Annotated in this window: 11 protein-coding genes and 1 pseudogene; 6 read left to right on the plus strand and 6 right to left on the minus strand. The window is 37.5% G+C overall.

Annotated elements, in window-relative coordinates; genetic code table 11:
* Both trxB and ACEW80_RS16820 read right to left on the minus strand, forming a co-directional pair.
* Nucleotides 1–867, minus strand: an 867-nt coding sequence (trxB, locus tag ACEW80_RS16815; RefSeq protein ID WP_373527689.1) for a thioredoxin-disulfide reductase, incomplete at its 3' end; no start/stop codon positions are given.
* A 133-nt stretch (nucleotides 868–1,000) separates the two neighbouring features.
* Entirely contained in the window at nucleotides 1,001–1,798 is a 798-nt protein-coding gene (locus tag ACEW80_RS16820; protein ID WP_373527690.1) for an Rpn family recombination-promoting nuclease/putative transposase, read from the minus strand.
* Between the two features lie 129 nt (nucleotides 1,799–1,927).
* Here ACEW80_RS16820 and ACEW80_RS16825 point away from each other — a divergent pair, with 129 nt between their 5' ends.
* From ACEW80_RS16825 to ACEW80_RS16845, 5 genes and pseudogenes are all read left to right on the plus strand, one after another.
* Nucleotides 1,928–2,494 carry a Uma2 family endonuclease gene (locus tag ACEW80_RS16825; RefSeq protein ID WP_373527691.1) on the plus strand — a complete coding sequence of 189 codons (567 nt, stop codon included), beginning with the start codon at nucleotides 1,928–1,930 and terminating at the stop codon, nucleotides 2,492–2,494.
* Nucleotides 2,495–2,699: 205 nt separating this feature from the next.
* Nucleotides 2,700–3,245 carry a type IV pilin-like G/H family protein gene (locus tag ACEW80_RS16830; RefSeq protein ID WP_373527692.1) on the plus strand — a complete coding sequence of 182 codons (546 nt, stop codon included), beginning with the start codon at nucleotides 2,700–2,702 and terminating at the stop codon, nucleotides 3,243–3,245.
* Between the two features lie 187 nt (nucleotides 3,246–3,432).
* On the plus strand, nucleotides 3,433–5,652 hold the full coding sequence (locus ACEW80_RS16835; RefSeq protein ID WP_373527693.1) for a tetratricopeptide repeat protein: 2,220 nt from the start codon (nucleotides 3,433–3,435) through the stop codon (nucleotides 5,650–5,652).
* A 376-nt stretch (nucleotides 5,653–6,028) separates the two neighbouring features.
* Nucleotides 6,029–6,384, plus strand: a pseudogene (locus ACEW80_RS16840) (element excision factor XisH family protein).
* The gene (locus ACEW80_RS16845; RefSeq protein WP_373527694.1) at nucleotides 6,372–6,707 is read left to right on the plus strand and encodes a XisI protein; all 336 of its coding nucleotides are present in this window, start codon (nucleotides 6,372–6,374) and stop codon (nucleotides 6,705–6,707) included. Before ACEW80_RS16840 ends, ACEW80_RS16845 begins: the two are co-directional and overlap by 13 nt.
* 248 nt (nucleotides 6,708–6,955) lie before the next feature.
* On the opposite strand, the gene ACEW80_RS16850 is transcribed toward ACEW80_RS16845, so the two are convergent.
* The 3 genes from ACEW80_RS16850 to ACEW80_RS16860 form a co-directional block, all read right to left on the minus strand.
* Entirely contained in the window at nucleotides 6,956–10,750 is a 3,795-nt protein-coding gene (locus tag ACEW80_RS16850; RefSeq protein ID WP_373527695.1) for a DUF5672 family protein, read from the minus strand.
* A gap of 13 nt (nucleotides 10,751–10,763) precedes the next feature.
* Nucleotides 10,764–13,301, minus strand: a complete 2,538-nt coding sequence (locus tag ACEW80_RS16855) for a methyltransferase domain-containing protein (protein ID WP_373527696.1) — start codon at nucleotides 13,299–13,301, stop codon at nucleotides 10,764–10,766.
* 172 nt (nucleotides 13,302–13,473) lie between these two features.
* Nucleotides 13,474–13,884: a tetratricopeptide repeat protein gene (locus ACEW80_RS16860; protein ID WP_373527697.1), complete on the minus strand. Its 411-nt coding sequence runs from the start codon at nucleotides 13,882–13,884 to the stop codon at nucleotides 13,474–13,476.
* An 862-nt stretch (nucleotides 13,885–14,746) separates the two neighbouring features.
* Here ACEW80_RS16860 and ACEW80_RS16865 point away from each other — a divergent pair.
* Nucleotides 14,747–14,965, plus strand: coding sequence for a DUF4327 family protein (locus ACEW80_RS16865; protein ID WP_373527698.1), 219 nt, complete (start codon nucleotides 14,747–14,749; stop codon nucleotides 14,963–14,965).
* 81 nt (nucleotides 14,966–15,046) lie between these two features.
* On the opposite strand, the gene ACEW80_RS16870 is transcribed toward ACEW80_RS16865, so the two are convergent.
* Nucleotides 15,047–16,333, minus strand: a complete 1,287-nt coding sequence (locus tag ACEW80_RS16870) for a protein kinase (RefSeq protein ID WP_373527699.1) — start codon at nucleotides 16,331–16,333, stop codon at nucleotides 15,047–15,049.
* Nucleotides 16,334–16,544: the final 211 nt, after the last annotated feature.

Raw genomic sequence — 16,544 nt, forward strand, 5'->3', positions numbered from 1 at the left:
ATGATCTTGGACATCGCCAGCAGCAAAAACGCCCTCTACACTGGTTTCTACAGTACCGTGCTTGGTGACAACGTAACCCACCTCATCCAGTTCTAATTGCCCCTTAAATAGAAAGGTATTAGGACTGTGACCAACGGCGTAGAATAAACCTTTAGCGTGCAGTTGGCTCTCTTCACCAGTTTTGGTATTGCGGACTTTCACTCCTTCCATGTGACCATTACCGAAGATATCCACGGCTACTGTGTTCCAATGCACCTGGATTTTCGGATTGCTCAAAACCCTGTCTTGCATAGCTTTAGAAGCCCGCATTTTATCGGTGCGTACCAACATATTCACCTTAGAACCGTATTTGGTGAGGTAAATTGACTCTTCCGCCGCCGAGTCGCCAGCACCAATTACAGCCAATTCTGCACCGTGAAAAATTGGTGTTGCACCATCGCAAATCGCACAAGCAGAGATTCCCCGACTCCAAAATTCATGTTCGCTGGGTAAACCCAAACGCTTTGCTGTTGCACCAGTAGCAATGACAATGCTGTTGGTTTTAATTTCCCTTTCTTCTGAGCGGACAGTAAAAGGACGCTGACTCAAGTCAACTGAAATAACATCTTCAGTATATAGTTCAGCCCCCCATCGCTCCGCCTGCGCCTTCATCTGATCCATCAGTTCCGGCCCGGTAATCCCTTGGGGAAACCCAGGAAAGTTCTCGACTTCCGTGGTTGTCATTAGTTGTCCACCAGGTAAACCCCCGGCTTGGAAACCTTCAAATACAACGGGTTTCAGGTTAGCGCGTCCGGCATAAATGGCGGCTGTGTACCCTGCTGGCCCAGAACCGATAATTACTAAGTTTTCTACTGTGGGGTTAGTCATGACCATACTTGAACTCATAACGACTACGTTTAATATAGCATAACAAACTGTGATTGGCTATGCCAGATGGTAAGCGATTGCAAAATGCCTACGGTACTATGCGCTCAACACTTGTTAAACATCCTCTTAACTGCTAAGACTGTTCTTGCAGATATTTCCTGATAGTTTCAACATCTAGTTCTAAAAATTCTGCTATGTCTTGAATGCTCATACCCCGCTCAACACATTTTGGGACTAATTTCAATTTTGTTTCTAGTTCTGTCTTCGGCTTTGTCTTTGCCACGATACTCTCGTATAATCGAGTATTTTTAAATTCATCTAAATCAAGCATGGCTTCAATTTCCTCTAAAGTCAGATTGGGAAACTTATAAAATATAATGCCTTGGATAAATCCTAGCACTTTCTGTTGAAGATTTTCATCCGTTAATTTTTCTCTAGCTTGATTGATTAGCTGTTGGGCTAAGGAAGTAGCTTTTTTAGGTGTTTCTACAAATAGTTTGGCAATTCCTATCCCCAAAGAATCTTCAGCCATAGTGGAAAGTTCATTGAGATAAATGCAGCGTAGATGTTGTTCTACTAAAACCTGATAGCGGGGGTGAGGTAGAGTTTCATGAATACGGCGATCGTAGATAACAATTGCGTACCAGTCTGAGTTTGCTGGTTTATATTGACGGAAGTAAACAAAAATTTCTCCAAAAAGTCGTTCGTAAAATTCTTCATCTTTGTAGGTTTGCAATTCGACAAAGTATAAGGGTTCATTTTCAAATCCCTTGACAGTAGAAAATAAGCCATCCAAACGAAATGATTGTTGTTTGATTTCAGGTGCAATAAATGTGTAGATATTGGGATTAGTATCAGGTTTATCAATAAGTTCAAAAAATATCTGTGGTAGTTCCTTAATAAGTTCATAAAAAATTATATCTGTTTTCATTGATGCTACTAATGGCAAACTATGCAGCCGTTTTTCTTTGAATACAATACATTGTAGCTTTCTTGGAGTAGCGGTAATTCATGAATTGCCGCTACTTATGATATATATAGAAGTATTTTCTGTAATATTATGTCTTTCACCATTACAGACTTAGAGCAGCTACAAACTGAGCATCCAGAATGGCAGATGGAGTTGGTAGAGGGGAAAATCATAGTTATGGGGCCATCAGATTACGAGTCAGAAGAAATTGGTGCTCGGCTAATTACTTTCTTAAATAACTGGGTCATGTCGCGCAAACTAGGGCGTATCACTGGCTCTAGCGCAGGTTTTATATTACCTAGACTAGAAGAGGACGACTCGGAAAAAAGAAACCTGCGTGCGCCTGACGTGTCTTTTGTTCGGGCTGACCGATTGAAAAAAACCAAGCGCGACTTTCTGGAGTTGCTTCCAGACCTGATAGTTGAGATTAAATCTAAAAGCGACAGAATTAAACCGCTTGAAGAGAAGATTCAGTTATTTTTGCAACTTGGGTCTGTAGTCGGCATATTGATTGACCCTGACAAGTTGACAGTAATGGTTTATCGACTAAACCAAGCTCCAGTGTTGATGCAGAATGGCGACACGCTCACATTACCAGATTTGCTACCAGGTTGGGAACTGGCAATATTAGAGTTGTGGCCACCTGAGTTTGAATAAAGCACTTCCACAATTGAAGTTGAGAATCTAGCCCTTGGTCAACATTAGGGGCTTATTTATGTTTGTACCATTTTGAATGCAAGGATTGTGGATTGTGTAACTGCATCTCCCCAAACTTTTTTTCTCAAAGTGATAGGAAAGCGATCGCAGGTGGGTAAGTTACATCTAGAACACCCAAACGCTTCCTACCCCCAGGAAAACACTTATGAAAACCGAACTAAAAGCCAAGTTTCTTCAACACATCCTCGCCAAGAAGAAGGGAGATGAGGGTTTTACACTTATTGAATTACTAGTAGTAATTATCATCATCGGTATTTTGTCTGCGATCGCACTGCCTTCTTTCTTGAACCAAGCTAACAAAGCCAAGCAGTCAGAAGCAAAAACCTACGTAGGTTCCATGAACCGCGCCCAACAAGCATATTACTTAGAACAAAACTCATTTGCGGGTGCAACTCAGGTTGGTAATTTAGGTCTAGGTATTGCAACACAAACCACAAATTACATATATTTGATTGCCGGTGGTGGTGGTACGGCTACCATAGTAACCAACCAAGCATCAACAGTACTTTCTACCGCGCCTCTCAAAAGTTATGTCGGCGGTGTGGGTGTAGTAGTTCAAGCTGGTACTAGTGAAGCTACTACCATAGCTCTTTTGTGTGAAGCCGACAAAGCAAGAGTTAACAGTGGTGTAGATGTAACTGCTATGACTAATGTGACTTGCCCCGCCAACTTTACCAGCTTATCTAAGTAGACATCTGAGTTAGCAGATCAAAATTACTCACCGACAACACTTGATATATAACTTAAGTTGTCATCACGACTTTTATTCAGCTAAATTACGTATTTTCTCAAGTGGGTAGATTCTTCTATCCACTTTATTTCAGTTTTGTGATTTATTCACAATTAGATTGCCCATACCTTTTTATATGAGAATTAAAATGATTAGTGATATATATAATTGGCAAGCTCAGGCTGAACAATACTTTATTCAAGAGAACTATTTGCAAGCAGCAAATTTATACGAGCAAGCAATAGCGATAGAACCAAATACTATCTCCTATTATTGGCATTTAGGACTACTATTGCTATTACAAGGGCTAGAAGCAGAAGCTCAAATGACTTGGATGCTGCCAATGACAGAGGCAGATGAAGAGCAGTTACAAATTTGGACAAATGAACTATTTCAAGTTTTGCAAATAGAAGCTGAAAGACGCGAAATACTTGCAGAATATTCTCTAGCTTGGTTAATTCGCCAGCATATGCGGGAAATTAATCCTAGTTGTATAAATAATTCGCTTCAAATTCTTATACTTTCTCTCAAGTTGCAAAAATTTGAAGAAATTGATGATTTGAATGAGTGGGGATTAATTGAAGCCTTAAGAATAAAAGAAAATATAGAAATCGATCTCGAATTATTAATCCAAGTTCTAAAAGAATTTTTAAATACTATCCCCTTACATCCAGTCAATCTGAATTTAATGGAAGCTAGTCTGCCTTATTTCTCTGATCCTCATCAATGCTTTTGTATAGTGCTTCCTGCTGCTCTGAAAATTGGCCATACTTTACGGCGATATTTAGTAGCAACATCTCTGCTAGAATTGCATTTACGATTGGAGCCAGATAATGTAGAAATTTTGCGGCACTTAGCAACTTTTTATCAAGATGATCATAATTATTCTCAGGGAATAGAGAGAGCTAGGTTATGTTATTCTTTATCAGAAGGTTTAGCCGATAAAATTTTTGCACTCCATTTGCTGTTAAGGGGTCTAATGTCAGCAGGGGGATATTGGCAAGAAATATCTACAACTTGTCAAGAATTAGAAACTGTGTTTCAACAGTTTATTAAAGCTGAACGAATTCCTTTAGAAGAAGGAAGAATATTACGGTTACTTGCGCCATCTTTTGCGATACCTCACATTAAAGATGCTCCTGCTGAATTTCGAGCTATTCATAATAAGATAGCTGAGATTTTTAATAATTATATTAAAAATCTTGCCCAATCAGAAGAAAAAAACTATAATCGTCAAATTATTAATAATCAATCTTTAACAAACCCTCCGAAGAAATTAAAAATTGGTTATGTATCTTACGCTTTCAGGAGTCATTCTGTTGGTTGGCTAGCTCGCTGGTTATTTCAACATCACGATCGAGATAAATTTGACATTCATACTTATTTTGTTAACTACAAATTAGGAAACGACTATCTCCAAGAGTGGTATCTAAGTCAGGCAGGAAAAGCTCGTCATTTTGGGATGAATGGTCTAGAAATTGCTGACCAGATATATCAAGATGAAATTGATATTTTAATTGACCTTGATAGCATCACTCTAGATATTACTTGTGAAGTGATGGCACTAAAGCCAGCCCCAATTCAAGTTACTTGGCTAGGATGGGATGCATCAGGCATACCTGCAATTGATTACTTTATCGCAGACCCTTATGTACTGCCAGATGATGCACAAAATTACTATACAGAGAAAATCTGGCGATTACCTCAAACTTACATAGCAGTAGATGGTTTTGAAGTTGGTGTACCAACTCTCCGCCGCGATGACTTGGATATTCCTATGGATGCTATTGTATATCTCAGCGCCCAAAGAGGATATAAACGCCATCCAGAAACAATAAAGTGGCAAATGCAAATTATCAAACAAGTACCTAACAGCTACTTTTTGATTAAGGGGCCTGCTGAGGAGGAAACAATTAAACGCTTCTTTTACCAAATTGCCGAACAAGAAGGTGTAGATTCTTCTCGCTTGCGATTTTTGCCTCAAGATTTCTCTGAGGCTGTCCACAGAGCAAATTTAGCGATCGCTGATATTGTATTAGATACATTTCCCTACAACGGAGCTACGACAACCCTAGAAACACTCTGGATGGGTATCCCTTTAGTGACGCGAGTTGGTGAACAATTTGCAGCGCGTAACAGCTACACCATGATGATGAATGCGGGTATCACAGAAGGCATTGCCTGGACAGATGAAGAGTATATAGAATGGGGTGTGCGCTTGGGGAAGGATGAAGTTTTACGCCAGCAAGTTGCTCTGAAGCTGAAAGCATCGCGGCAAACAGCCCCATTGTGGAATGGCAAACAGTTTACCCGTGAAATGGAGAAGGCTTATGAGCAGATGTGGCAGAGGTATATTGAGGCAAAATAAGCTCGTAGTGAAGGCTTGAGCGCTCAAAATAACCTCTTACAACAATTTCCAGGTAAATGAACTACAGATTATCGTAACTTTAAAAAAGCGTATACTTTAACACAGTTCAGTTAGTGATATCCAGTGTTCGGAGATCCCCCCAACCCCCTTAAAAAAGGGGGCTAATATCTCTCTTTTACCCCTTTTTTAAGGGGGTCGCCGGAGGCGGGGGATCTTTCTTACAGCATTGCCCTAAATCTATGAGGTGCTTGCCTATGTTGTATGGCGAACTTAAGAGATAATATAAAAATAAGAAATACAATTGTGGATAAGTATGTCTGCTAAAGATGTCTTTCATGAAGTTGTCAAAAAAGCTTTGTAGAAGGATGGTTGGCAGATTACTCATGACCCCTCTCAATTAGCGTGGGTGGTGTGAATGTCTCTATTGATTTGGCTGCTGAAAAACTCATTGCGGCAGAACGGGAAGGAGAAAAAATTGCTGTTGAAGTTAAAAGTTTTTTGCAGAAATCATCTGCAATCTCAGAATTTCATACAGCATTGGGACAGTTTATCAACTATAGAGGCGCATTAAAGCGACGACAGCCAGAGCGTGTTTTGTATTTAGCAGTACCTTTGACAACTTATAAAACATTTTTTCAACTTGATTTTCCCCAAGACATGATTGAAGAGAATCAAGTCAAAATGATTATTTATGATGTAGAACAAGAGGTTATTTTCAAATGGATAAACTAGCCCAGTATCGACAGATTGTACAGCAGATATTACAGGATTATAGTGAGCAAAAACCCACTGGCGGTAATATAGATGTTGAGAATATTTTTGATATAAAACGTGACCATTACCAAGTAGTTCATGTAGGCTGGGAAGGGCAAGATTGGGTACATAGTTGCATCATCCATATTGATATTAAGGGTGAAAAAGTTTGGCTTCAGTGGAATGGTACAGAAGATGACATTGCAGCAGATTTGGTGACTATGGGAGTTGCAAAAGAGGACATTGTGTTAGGGTTTCAGTCTCCTTTCATGAGGAAGTTTACAGAATATGCAGTGGGTTAGGGCATTTCTTGAAAAGCACCTTTAGAGGATGTTTGTCAAGCCTTAAAATATACTAAAAAACACCCTCTCTAAACCTCTCCCCGAAAGGGAGAGAGGCATTGTATCTTACTCCCTTTCCCTTGTAGAGAAGAGGCTGGGGTAAGGTCTGTATTGAACTCAACTGAGAAGCGCTATAGACAAAACAACGCAAGCACAAATTCTTAAGTCCGTAGTAAGCACTTTAGTCCTTCTCCTCTGAAATTACAAATTTAAGCACTAAAGTGTTTACTACAAATTTGTTTATAGAAGGCTTCTAAACCTGCAACACAAGCTTTATCATCAAAGAGACGATAATGATTTTGGCTCATTTTTTCCGCAATAGTGTCTCGCAAAGCCGGGTCTAATCCTAATTTAACAGCAATCTCGATGTATTCAGTTTCATTTTCAGCAATAGTATCTGTCATCCCTAGCATTTTTAGGAAGCTGTCAGAGTGACGACCCCGCATAAATTCTCCCGGAGAGGTAACAATGGGGAGATTACAAGCGATCGCTTCTAAAGTAGTATTACCACCAGACCAAGTGAATGTATCTAGATAAACATCTGAAAGCAAGTTAATCATTAGATAGTCCAGTCGCTCTGCAATACTGATAAATACACAATAATCCTCGCTGTTCAAACCGATAGCAGCAAAAGCACGCTTCAGGCGTGGCTGAAGTAAAGTACCACGCAAAAACACAAATTTAGCCTGTGGAACACGCCGAGCAATTTCAGCAAAAATAAAATCATATTGCGGTAGATATTTGAAAGGAGCTTGACAGCATAAATAGATAACCGCATCATCTAGTAGCTGAAAATCTGAGCGAGTTTTGATAACTGGTGGAATATACGGTTTAGGATAAGAAACGCCAATATTAGGCAAGCGAATTAATTTTTCTGAATAATGCTCTTGGCCATTTTCAGGTTCCATTAACTCGCTAGATAAAAAGTAATCAATTGTGGGTAAGCCAGTTGTTACCGGATGTCCCCAAGCGACACATTGCACAGGCGCAAGCCGCAGACTTGCCATTTGCATAGTTTGCGGATTCATCCCAATTTCGGGGAAAACTAAAATGTGCAACTTATCAGCAATTATCTGTTCACAGGCTGCTGATAAATTATGAGGAATATGCTGGAAAACATCACTATATTCTTGAAATTGTTGGGTAATGGGATCTGGCTCATTTCCTGTGTAATAGCAGTAGATTTCAAAGCTTTCATGATTGCTCTGACGTAACCAACCTGTTAGCCAAAGTGTTCCACTATAAGAATGTAGGTAATGGGAAACGTAACCAATACGAATTTTGTCATTAGGCTGAAGCTTAGGCATAGATAAAGGAACCACCCATTGTGGATAGTTAACACCCATAATTTCATGCACTAAGTTTCCATATTGGCGTTGCAAATCTATATCATTTTGTGCTTGATATGATAGGAAAAAGTTTGTGAGGCGACCTATACCTGCTAAAGCACTATGTTGTTCTTCTGTAGTTTTAAGAGATGTATACTGAATTAACTTTTGTAGCCCTTGGGTGTAGCGCTGGCGAAAAAAGTTAATTTCCGCCTGATTCTCATATATTGATGGAACTGTTAAATATTTGAGGAGTTGAAAAGTATAATCATCAGGGAAGCATTTAGCAGCATAATCGGCACTTAAAATTGATTCTTGAATACGTCCATTCTGCCGCAAATCGATGATTAATGAAAAATGTAGTCTTTCATCTGTAGGGTAAAGCTTAATTCCTTGCTGGAGAGTACTAAAATATTCATCTAGCAGGTTTAACTGTCTATAGCAATAGCTTAAGTTACAATAAATATCTGCATCACCTGATTGGATTTTTAGGAATTTTTGATATTGCGCGATTGCTTCCTGATATTTACCTTGAACAAATAAGCTATTACCTAACTTAAAAAAAAACTGTGCTGTACTTACTTCTTTTAAATTTTTTAGAAAATATGAAGGAATTTGCTCTAGTTGTTTGCTGAGAATTACCGTTTGATTTTCATTTTCTAAACAAACTCTCGCATTGATAAGAGGGAGTAAACTTTGCCACTGAATTTCCGTCAAATCACCTATTAAGGAAATTGTTAACTCCTCAGTTATATCTATTTCTTCTTCCATCATTAGATTCATAGCTATAGCCGCTAGAAAAATATCGGCTTCTTCACCCGAAGTATCACTGGTATCAATTAAAAGTGTAATTTTGCTCTTATCTGGGTGAGTAGCTATACTTTGAATAACTTGTTGTATTTCAACACCTAAATCGTCTTCATCTACTGACCAATCTGGAAAAATGACTATATTTATTTCCTTCAATTTAAAATCATCTATAAAATTGCTGTTTTGCTGTTTTTCTGAAGTACAATCTAAATTAAAATCTTGAGATAATTTATTTAAGACAGGAATAAGAGAAGTTTTTCCATGAAATCCAAAAGTATTTTCCCAAGAAAAGTTGTCAATTTCTTCTATGGGTTGCTCAAAACTAAATTTAACAGCTATTTCTAAAGGTGCAAATTTAATATCTTGATCTTTAAACCAGTCATAAAAATAATGGCAGATAATCAAATCTTCTGATAACGAAGATGTTTTTAGATTATCAAAATCTAACTGTGAAGATACTTCTAGTAACCTTTTACTTCTTAGGGAAAAACCACCATTGCCTACTCTATTTTTAGTTAAGTCAAGTATATCTACAGTTTTACCTTGAGAATTAACTAGAGGAGTTTGTTTACGCCAAGGTGCAGCAATATAATCATAATTTAAAAATTCCTCTGACCACAGTTGAGGATTGATAATAAAACCATCTCCTTGTGTAATTAAGCAAAATTCAGTATCTATAAATGAATTAAGCTCTTTGATAACAAATCTACTATACTCTACTAAATTTCCTATAGGAGCAATTTTAATAATTTCTAATTGTGGGAAAAATTCCAAATACCTTTGATCAATTTCCTCAGATGTGAAAAATAATACTCTATTAAAGTTTGCGTTTAAATTAGAAATTACTAAACTCAGTAAAGTGAGTTCTATATCTACAGAGGATATGGTTACTAAAGTTGTATTTTGGAGATTTATTTTATTTAGATTATTAACCAGTAAATTAAGAGAATTATTCAATAATTCTGTGATATTAATAGCCTGTTCTTTTTTAGCTAAAGTTCCACTATAAAAAGTTCTTTCAGTAAAATTATCTGCTAGCGTATCTCTGATTATAAAAGGAGGATGTTTTAAGGGAAACTGTATTTCTTCAACAGCTATATTAGATAGGATACTATTTGAATCTGTTGCATGAGTTCCTTGTTTTCCAAAACCAATATTAGAAACTAAATTTATATTTGGTAAAATACTTAAACCTTGATTTATATAACAAGCAAATAGCCAAGGATAATCCCAAGTATCAAATCCTTCATACATACCTTGGAAAGTTGCTGACCAGTATCTAAATGCTTGTTCATCTTGGAGAATATCAAATAGCCAATTTTCATCTCTCACTTGAGGCCAAAGTGCCATAATATCATCATAATATTGCCATGCTCTTTTCCAAGTAGCCCATCCCCAACAATGGTTATAACGAGAAAAATAATAACTATAATTTCGTGTTTTTTGTCCAAACTGGAGATTCTGTCCAGAGACCAACATGATTCTGGAATTATGACGATAGTTTTCTAATAAATCTTCACAAAAGCGGAAGAAGCTAGAATGAGGAAGACAATCATCTTCTAAAATAATGGCTTCTTCAACTTGAGAAAATACCCAATCTAAGCCGCTATAAATTCTTTTCCTACAGCCTAAATTAACATCAGAGTAATTAGTTAATACTTTACATTCCCAATCAACTTGATTAATAATTTCTCTAGCAGCAGCACACTTTTCTGCTTCACCGGGCTTATCTGTCCTTGATCCATCAGCTACCACTAATAATTTAGGGGGTTTAGCTTGACGAATTTTTTGAAAAACTTGCTCTGTTACATCAGGACGGTTAAAAATGATGAAACAAACTGGAGTTTTTAATTGCCATTCACTCATAAACTTTTACTTCTTAAATTGCAATTACAGGACTGGTAATCTGAAAACAGGATCTTCCTAAACAAGAGCGTTTTTCACTAGGTAATCCTCCTCTTGATAACAGCTTAATATCTTTAAAGAAGATGGAAGTGCAGTTTTTATAAAGATAGCTGGGAATCATTCCATAAAAATCAATCCTTATAAATCCAGATTCTAGTAATTTTTTAACGCCTTCTGCGTATCTGTGATCGTCTGTATTATCAAAAATGATAAATCCCTGATCTTTTATTTTAGATAAGGCAAATTCAGCACACTGGTTTCTATTGATACCATCAACAATAATGACATCAAAGTAATGATCTTCATATTGGTTAATAGCAGAAGCATATTCTAAATCATCTTCAATCAAATATAGTTCTACATTTGAAGGCATATTTTTTTTGATATATTCAAACCAGTTTGCATCACTTTCCATAGAAATTACTTGTGTTACTCTTTCAGACCACCATAGAGACGAATTACCACTGCCATATTCAAAAACACGAAAATTAGTATTTATTTTATTTTCAATAAATTCTATAGCAGGATAAGTGTACCAAGGAATAGGTTTTGCTTCCTGGTTAACAGGTTTCCCTAAATATAAAGAATTTAACCATCCAGAAGTTTCTAAATAGTTAATACCTGTCGGCAAATTTCTAGAAATTTCCTGCCAGTCAAGAGTTAATATTAAGCTATGAGCTAAGGGAATTAAACCACTATTAGCAAAGTGAGGATTTTCAATGACTGCTTGTCGAAATAATTCGACGGCTTCAACAAATTTCTGTTCAGCAAATTTTTGATAAGCTTTGGATAAACTACTTTCTTTTTTTTGTAGTGGTATGTATGGTAGCTTATCTAATATAGCTATTGAAGCGTTTTTGAATTCTTCTAAAGTCGAAGAAGGTAACTGTTCTAATCCTATTTGATTAATAAATTCTTTGTTTTCATCCTCTAAAACAATTCTAGAGGATAAAATTGGTAATAACCCTTTATATTCGTCCGTTGAATTGATATTTAGTAAATTAAATTCTGGGAATTTATCATTATTAATTTCCGTCTTTTGATCATAGTAAAGATTCATTAAAACATCTGCTAATAAAAATTGTGCGTCTTCTATATTGGTATTTTGGGTATTAATAAGTAAAGTAATATCACTATTTTGGGGGTGATCAATAATGGCTTGGCATACATTTATCATCTGTTCAAATATTATATTTATAGATTGATTCCAATCGGGAAATATTATTAAATTTATATCTTTAAAATTTAGTTGATAACTGTTTTCTTCTGATTTTATTGCTTTTAATACAGCATGAACGTGAATAACTTGATGTGCCGACTGTTTTTCTTCAATGCTAACAATACTAAATTCCCCCTTAAAACCATAATGACTTTGACAACCTGCTAAATAAAGAGGAAATTCTTGGCAATAATACATAAAAGAATTAATATTCCAAAAACTGACATGGGTAGGATCTTGAAATGCTCCCCTTCCATCTGTTGATGGTACACTAATGTCAATTATTGCATCTGGTTTACAGATTCTCCATATTTCGTTCATGGTATGAATTCTATCAGGTAGATGCTCAATAAAATCATGTGCTTTGATAAAATCAACACTACTATCTGGAAATGGAAAATGACCATTTAAATCAGTAATAACATCAACTTGATCACCAGCAATAACATCAACTCCTATAAAACCTTCTTCTTTATGAGTTCCACATCCTAAATCCACACAAATGAATTTTGATGATGCCAATGACTCAGAATTATCCATAGTGCCAATTTCTTGTTCTCTATTGCTGATTTCTATGGTTTTTCGGCTAATAAACATTTCTTCTTTATGTACACCAATGCTTATTGATGAAGTTTTTTCAGCTATTGCGTAAATAGAACCATCTCTTCTACTTTCAAGATCAATGCTAGAATCAAAATCGCGCAATCTAACATTATTAAACCCTGCTTGAGATAGAACAGATACTAAGTTATCTTCATCAAACAAATGCAAGTGATTACCTGCCATATAAGCAATATAATTTATATAGTCTATTGGGGAATTATAATGATATGCAGGTTTAAATTGACAGTATCTTTCAGGATCAAATTTTTCTTTATTCAAGTATGCTTCAATATATATTCGAGCATTAGGTACACATACACTAAAAATTCCTCCTTTCTTCAAAATACGATAACATTCATTTAAAATACCTGCCATTTGATAAGGATATAAGAAGTGTTCAAGTACGTAAGAAGAGTATATTTCAGTAACGCTTTCATCTGGAAACATAAGCGGATTTCGCAAATCTAAAACGAGATCACAATCTCCACTAATATCTATAGTAGTCCATCCTTCTAATTGACGTTCTTTTCCTGCTCCCAGTTCAAGTTTAATTGGTTTACTCTCAGATAGTAGGTTTGCAATTACATGGTTATTTCTGTCTGAAATTTTTTGTAAAAAGTCTTGCTTATGAAGAACTTCCTGTTTCCACTCTGAATATTGAGCTAAGTTAGCTTTATCATCTAAGTTCATTGTTGCTCCTTGTAATTTTTTATTAGTGATAATAATATTAGTTTTTGATAAAATAAAATTTGTTTTTTGTATCTTACTTTTACATCTAAAGTCTTATAGTCCTGCCTATCTGAATGCTGTTTCACTAATTCCTTCATCAGGGCGATCGCACCCTTTATTAATTAGATTTAGGCTACTTATTTATGCTGCGATCGCTCTCACCCTCTTGTTTCTTAATGTTCTCTAATACAACTTTGTAATCTTGCCGATCAGGGCGCAACTTCACCAACTTCTCCAAAAGTGCGATCGCACCTTTAGCATCCTTCAATTGCAACCGCACCAAAGACAGTTTCTCTAAAGCAAGTCGGTTTTCTGGTTCCCGTTGTAAAACTAGCTCGTAACCCCGCGCCTGTTGTTGTAATCCTGACTCAACAGAAGGAGACGCAATTGCTGGCTTAGGTTGAATAGCCTTCTGTATTGCTGGAACGGCTGCAAACACTGTAGAACCAAAAAATGAGAACATCGAGACTATTGTGATAATCCTTTTTCGCCGATCAATCTGCTTTTTGCGGGTAATTAGGTATTCTGCCTCCGAACTAGCCATGCCTCACATACTTGCTGTGGTAAATACTTAGGTAACAGCAAGCCTCCTGTTGTGAGGATACCCACCTGCTCAACCGAAACTAACATCTTGTCCAGAAATTTTTCACACAAACTTCAAATGCTGACTCTCAAGACGAGGGAACTTTATGGGAAACCTTTGCTATGACGACATTTTGCCAGGCGTAGTTTACCGCCGTAGGCATCGCTCTACACTTCAAAGCAAAACCCTCCAGGTCTTAATTTACTGGGCAGAAAATTAAGATTATATAAAGATTTGCGATGAATTTGCTTAATGCTATATGTTTGCGATATTGTAAATAACGTTTAAATAAACAGAAAAAGTAGATATTTCTACTCAATTTCAAATTTCACTGTCAATCAAAAACTTTCAGACTAAGCTGTTTCCTGTGGGTTCTTTACCAAGCACGCATATTTTTAATGACTAAAACAAATACAATTTTCCCAGTCGTCCTCAGCTATACTGCTTAGTGCAACTTCCCAGATGGCTAATTATTCTGCTCGGCGTCCATAATATATCTCTTACCAAAGGTACTGTTGGACTCTTGGGGAAAAAGGATAAAGGTAAAGAGGAAACAGAAACATCCCTTACCCGCTTATACCTTAACCCTTGTCTGATTTCTGCAAGAAACATAAAGACTGCTTGGTGAGATTGGAGTTTCGTGGTGGTAATTACCGTACAAAACCGAAATTAAGAATAACTTAGTAGAGTTGGTTATGGTATACTTAAAGAGTTAAGACTAGCTTTACCCAATTACACCACTCTACGATCCGGCAACAATTGCAGAATGGAAAGCAGTTTTGATTAAGCATTTACTAACAAACATCTTAATTCAATCGAGGTTATGACTCAAAAAGTGATTCACCCGATGGTGAAATTGCAGCGCAACGTGCAATCACTCATAGAATCGAACATTATCAAGCCAAGCGATAGCATCTGGAAAATCGCTTTGCTTTATGGTAATGAATGGCAGCACTGGAAAAAGGAACTGCTGGACTTTGGCTTTACTATGCAAGACCCAGTTAGTGAATTGCTAGCTGTGGAAACTTGGGATGAAGAGTAGGAAATAGGGAATAGAGCATAGGGTTTTTTAAAATTCAATACTCCCTAGTACGCAATTAATGGTGTCTCTACTAACTAATCTCTAGACTTTGCAAGCAGCTAAAGCCGCAGCTAATTCCTTCGCCGTTTGGTAGCGATCGCGTGGCAACGGTTCTGTAACGCGGTCAATAATGTCTCTTAATTGGGAACTAATGGTGGGAACTTTTGCCACATCAAACCTGAAGTTTCGCCCTCGTTGGCAGTAAAACTTGAACGGGTTTTCCCCTGTGAGCAGAAAAATCAGCGTTGATCCAATTGCATACAAATCAGATTGAGTTAAAGGTTGTCCTCGTTCTTGTTCAGGGGCGCAATAACCTTCTGCACCAATACGAGTACCGGGCACTGTGCCAATTTCCTTAACTGCGCCAAAATCCAGCACTACTATGTGATTTACTGAACTTCGCACCATCAGATTGGCAGGTTTAATGTCGCGGTGAATCAGTGGAGGGCTTTGGCTATGAAGATAGCTTAAGATATCGCAAGTTTGGATCATCCAAGCGATCGCTTGACTTGGCGTAACTGGTCCAGTGGTATAGACACGTTTCTCCAAATCTTGTCCGTGGATTAGTTCCATTGCCAGGTATTTTTTGCCGTCTTCTACAAAGAAGTCATAATACTTAGGAATTCCAGGATGGTTAAGGGATTTGAGAGTATACGCCTCTCGCTCAAACAATTCTTGAGCCTTAGCAATTTTCACCATATCAGCATTCATTTGCTTCAGCACCAGCAGTTGTGTCATCCCCGCAATCTGACCAGTCGCATCCCTAGCGAGATAAGTCGTACCCATACCTCCTTGTCCGAGAGTTCGCAACACCTGATAATGGCGAATCCTGTGTTGTACTGAGAGAGGTTGACCGCAGTGGATGCAAAACAGATTGTTCGGGGAGTTGCCTTCGTGCGTACAAGTGTAGGATGAATTTGCTCCACCTTGGGCTGAGTAGAATGTTGCGGCGGCGTTTTCTTCCGTCCCTTGCAGTTGTGGCTGCGATCGCAAACCAGTTTCTAGTGCTGTCACCTCCTGGGTTTGGAATTGCAGTATTGGGCCTCCCTGTGCCAGTTGTAAAAGGGAATTATCTGGTAACGGACTCTGAATCACCAGGACACCGTTGAGGAAAGTCCCATTTGTACCTTGACTAATTAGCTGCCAAACACCGCCATCACTGCCAGAACCAACTTGTCTCAGCTCTAGATGATGCCGAGAAACTAAACTATCGGTCAAAACAACGTGATTATCTGCGGCTCGACCAATGCGAATTATGGAAGAGTTCTCAAAGCACCACTGCTGGAGGGGCGTTTTCTGTTGCGGTTCTAACAGGGTCAGACTAACCACAATACAACCTACAAGGTAAGAGGATTAGGCATTGGGCATTGGGCATTGGGCATTGGGCATTGGGCATTGGGCATTAAACTTATCCGTAAATTTAGGTTTTAACCCTGATTTGTAAAACTTTAGGACTTACACACTGTACAAACGAATCAGCTTATGTATTAACGTAACTAGGTCGTTTCAACCTTTTACAAACCATCTTTTGTTAGTTGCT

The organism is Nostoc sp. (assembly GCF_041747015.1).
GTDB lineage: Bacteria > Cyanobacteriota > Cyanobacteriia > Cyanobacteriales > Nostocaceae > Nostoc.

Coding starts and splice junctions, on each gene's coding strand:
- ACEW80_RS16830 (WP_373527692.1), top strand. CDS start 2,700: ATGAAAACCGAACTAAAAGCCAAGTTTCTTCAACACATCCTCGCCAAG.
- ACEW80_RS16855 (WP_373527696.1), bottom strand. CDS start 13,301: ATGAACTTAGATGATAAAGCTAACTTAGCTCAATATTCAGAGTGGAAA.
- ACEW80_RS16865 (WP_373527698.1), top strand. CDS start 14,747: ATGACTCAAAAAGTGATTCACCCGATGGTGAAATTGCAGCGCAACGTG.
- ACEW80_RS16820 (WP_373527690.1), bottom strand. CDS start 1,798: ATGAAAACAGATATAATTTTTTATGAACTTATTAAGGAACTACCACAG.
- ACEW80_RS16860 (WP_373527697.1), bottom strand. CDS start 13,884: ATGGCTAGTTCGGAGGCAGAATACCTAATTACCCGCAAAAAGCAGATT.
- ACEW80_RS16850 (WP_373527695.1), bottom strand. CDS start 10,750: ATGAGTGAATGGCAATTAAAAACTCCAGTTTGTTTCATCATTTTTAAC.
- ACEW80_RS16825 (WP_373527691.1), top strand. CDS start 1,928: ATGTCTTTCACCATTACAGACTTAGAGCAGCTACAAACTGAGCATCCA.
- ACEW80_RS16845 (WP_373527694.1), top strand. CDS start 6,372: ATGGATAAACTAGCCCAGTATCGACAGATTGTACAGCAGATATTACAG.
- ACEW80_RS16835 (WP_373527693.1), top strand. CDS start 3,433: ATGATTAGTGATATATATAATTGGCAAGCTCAGGCTGAACAATACTTT.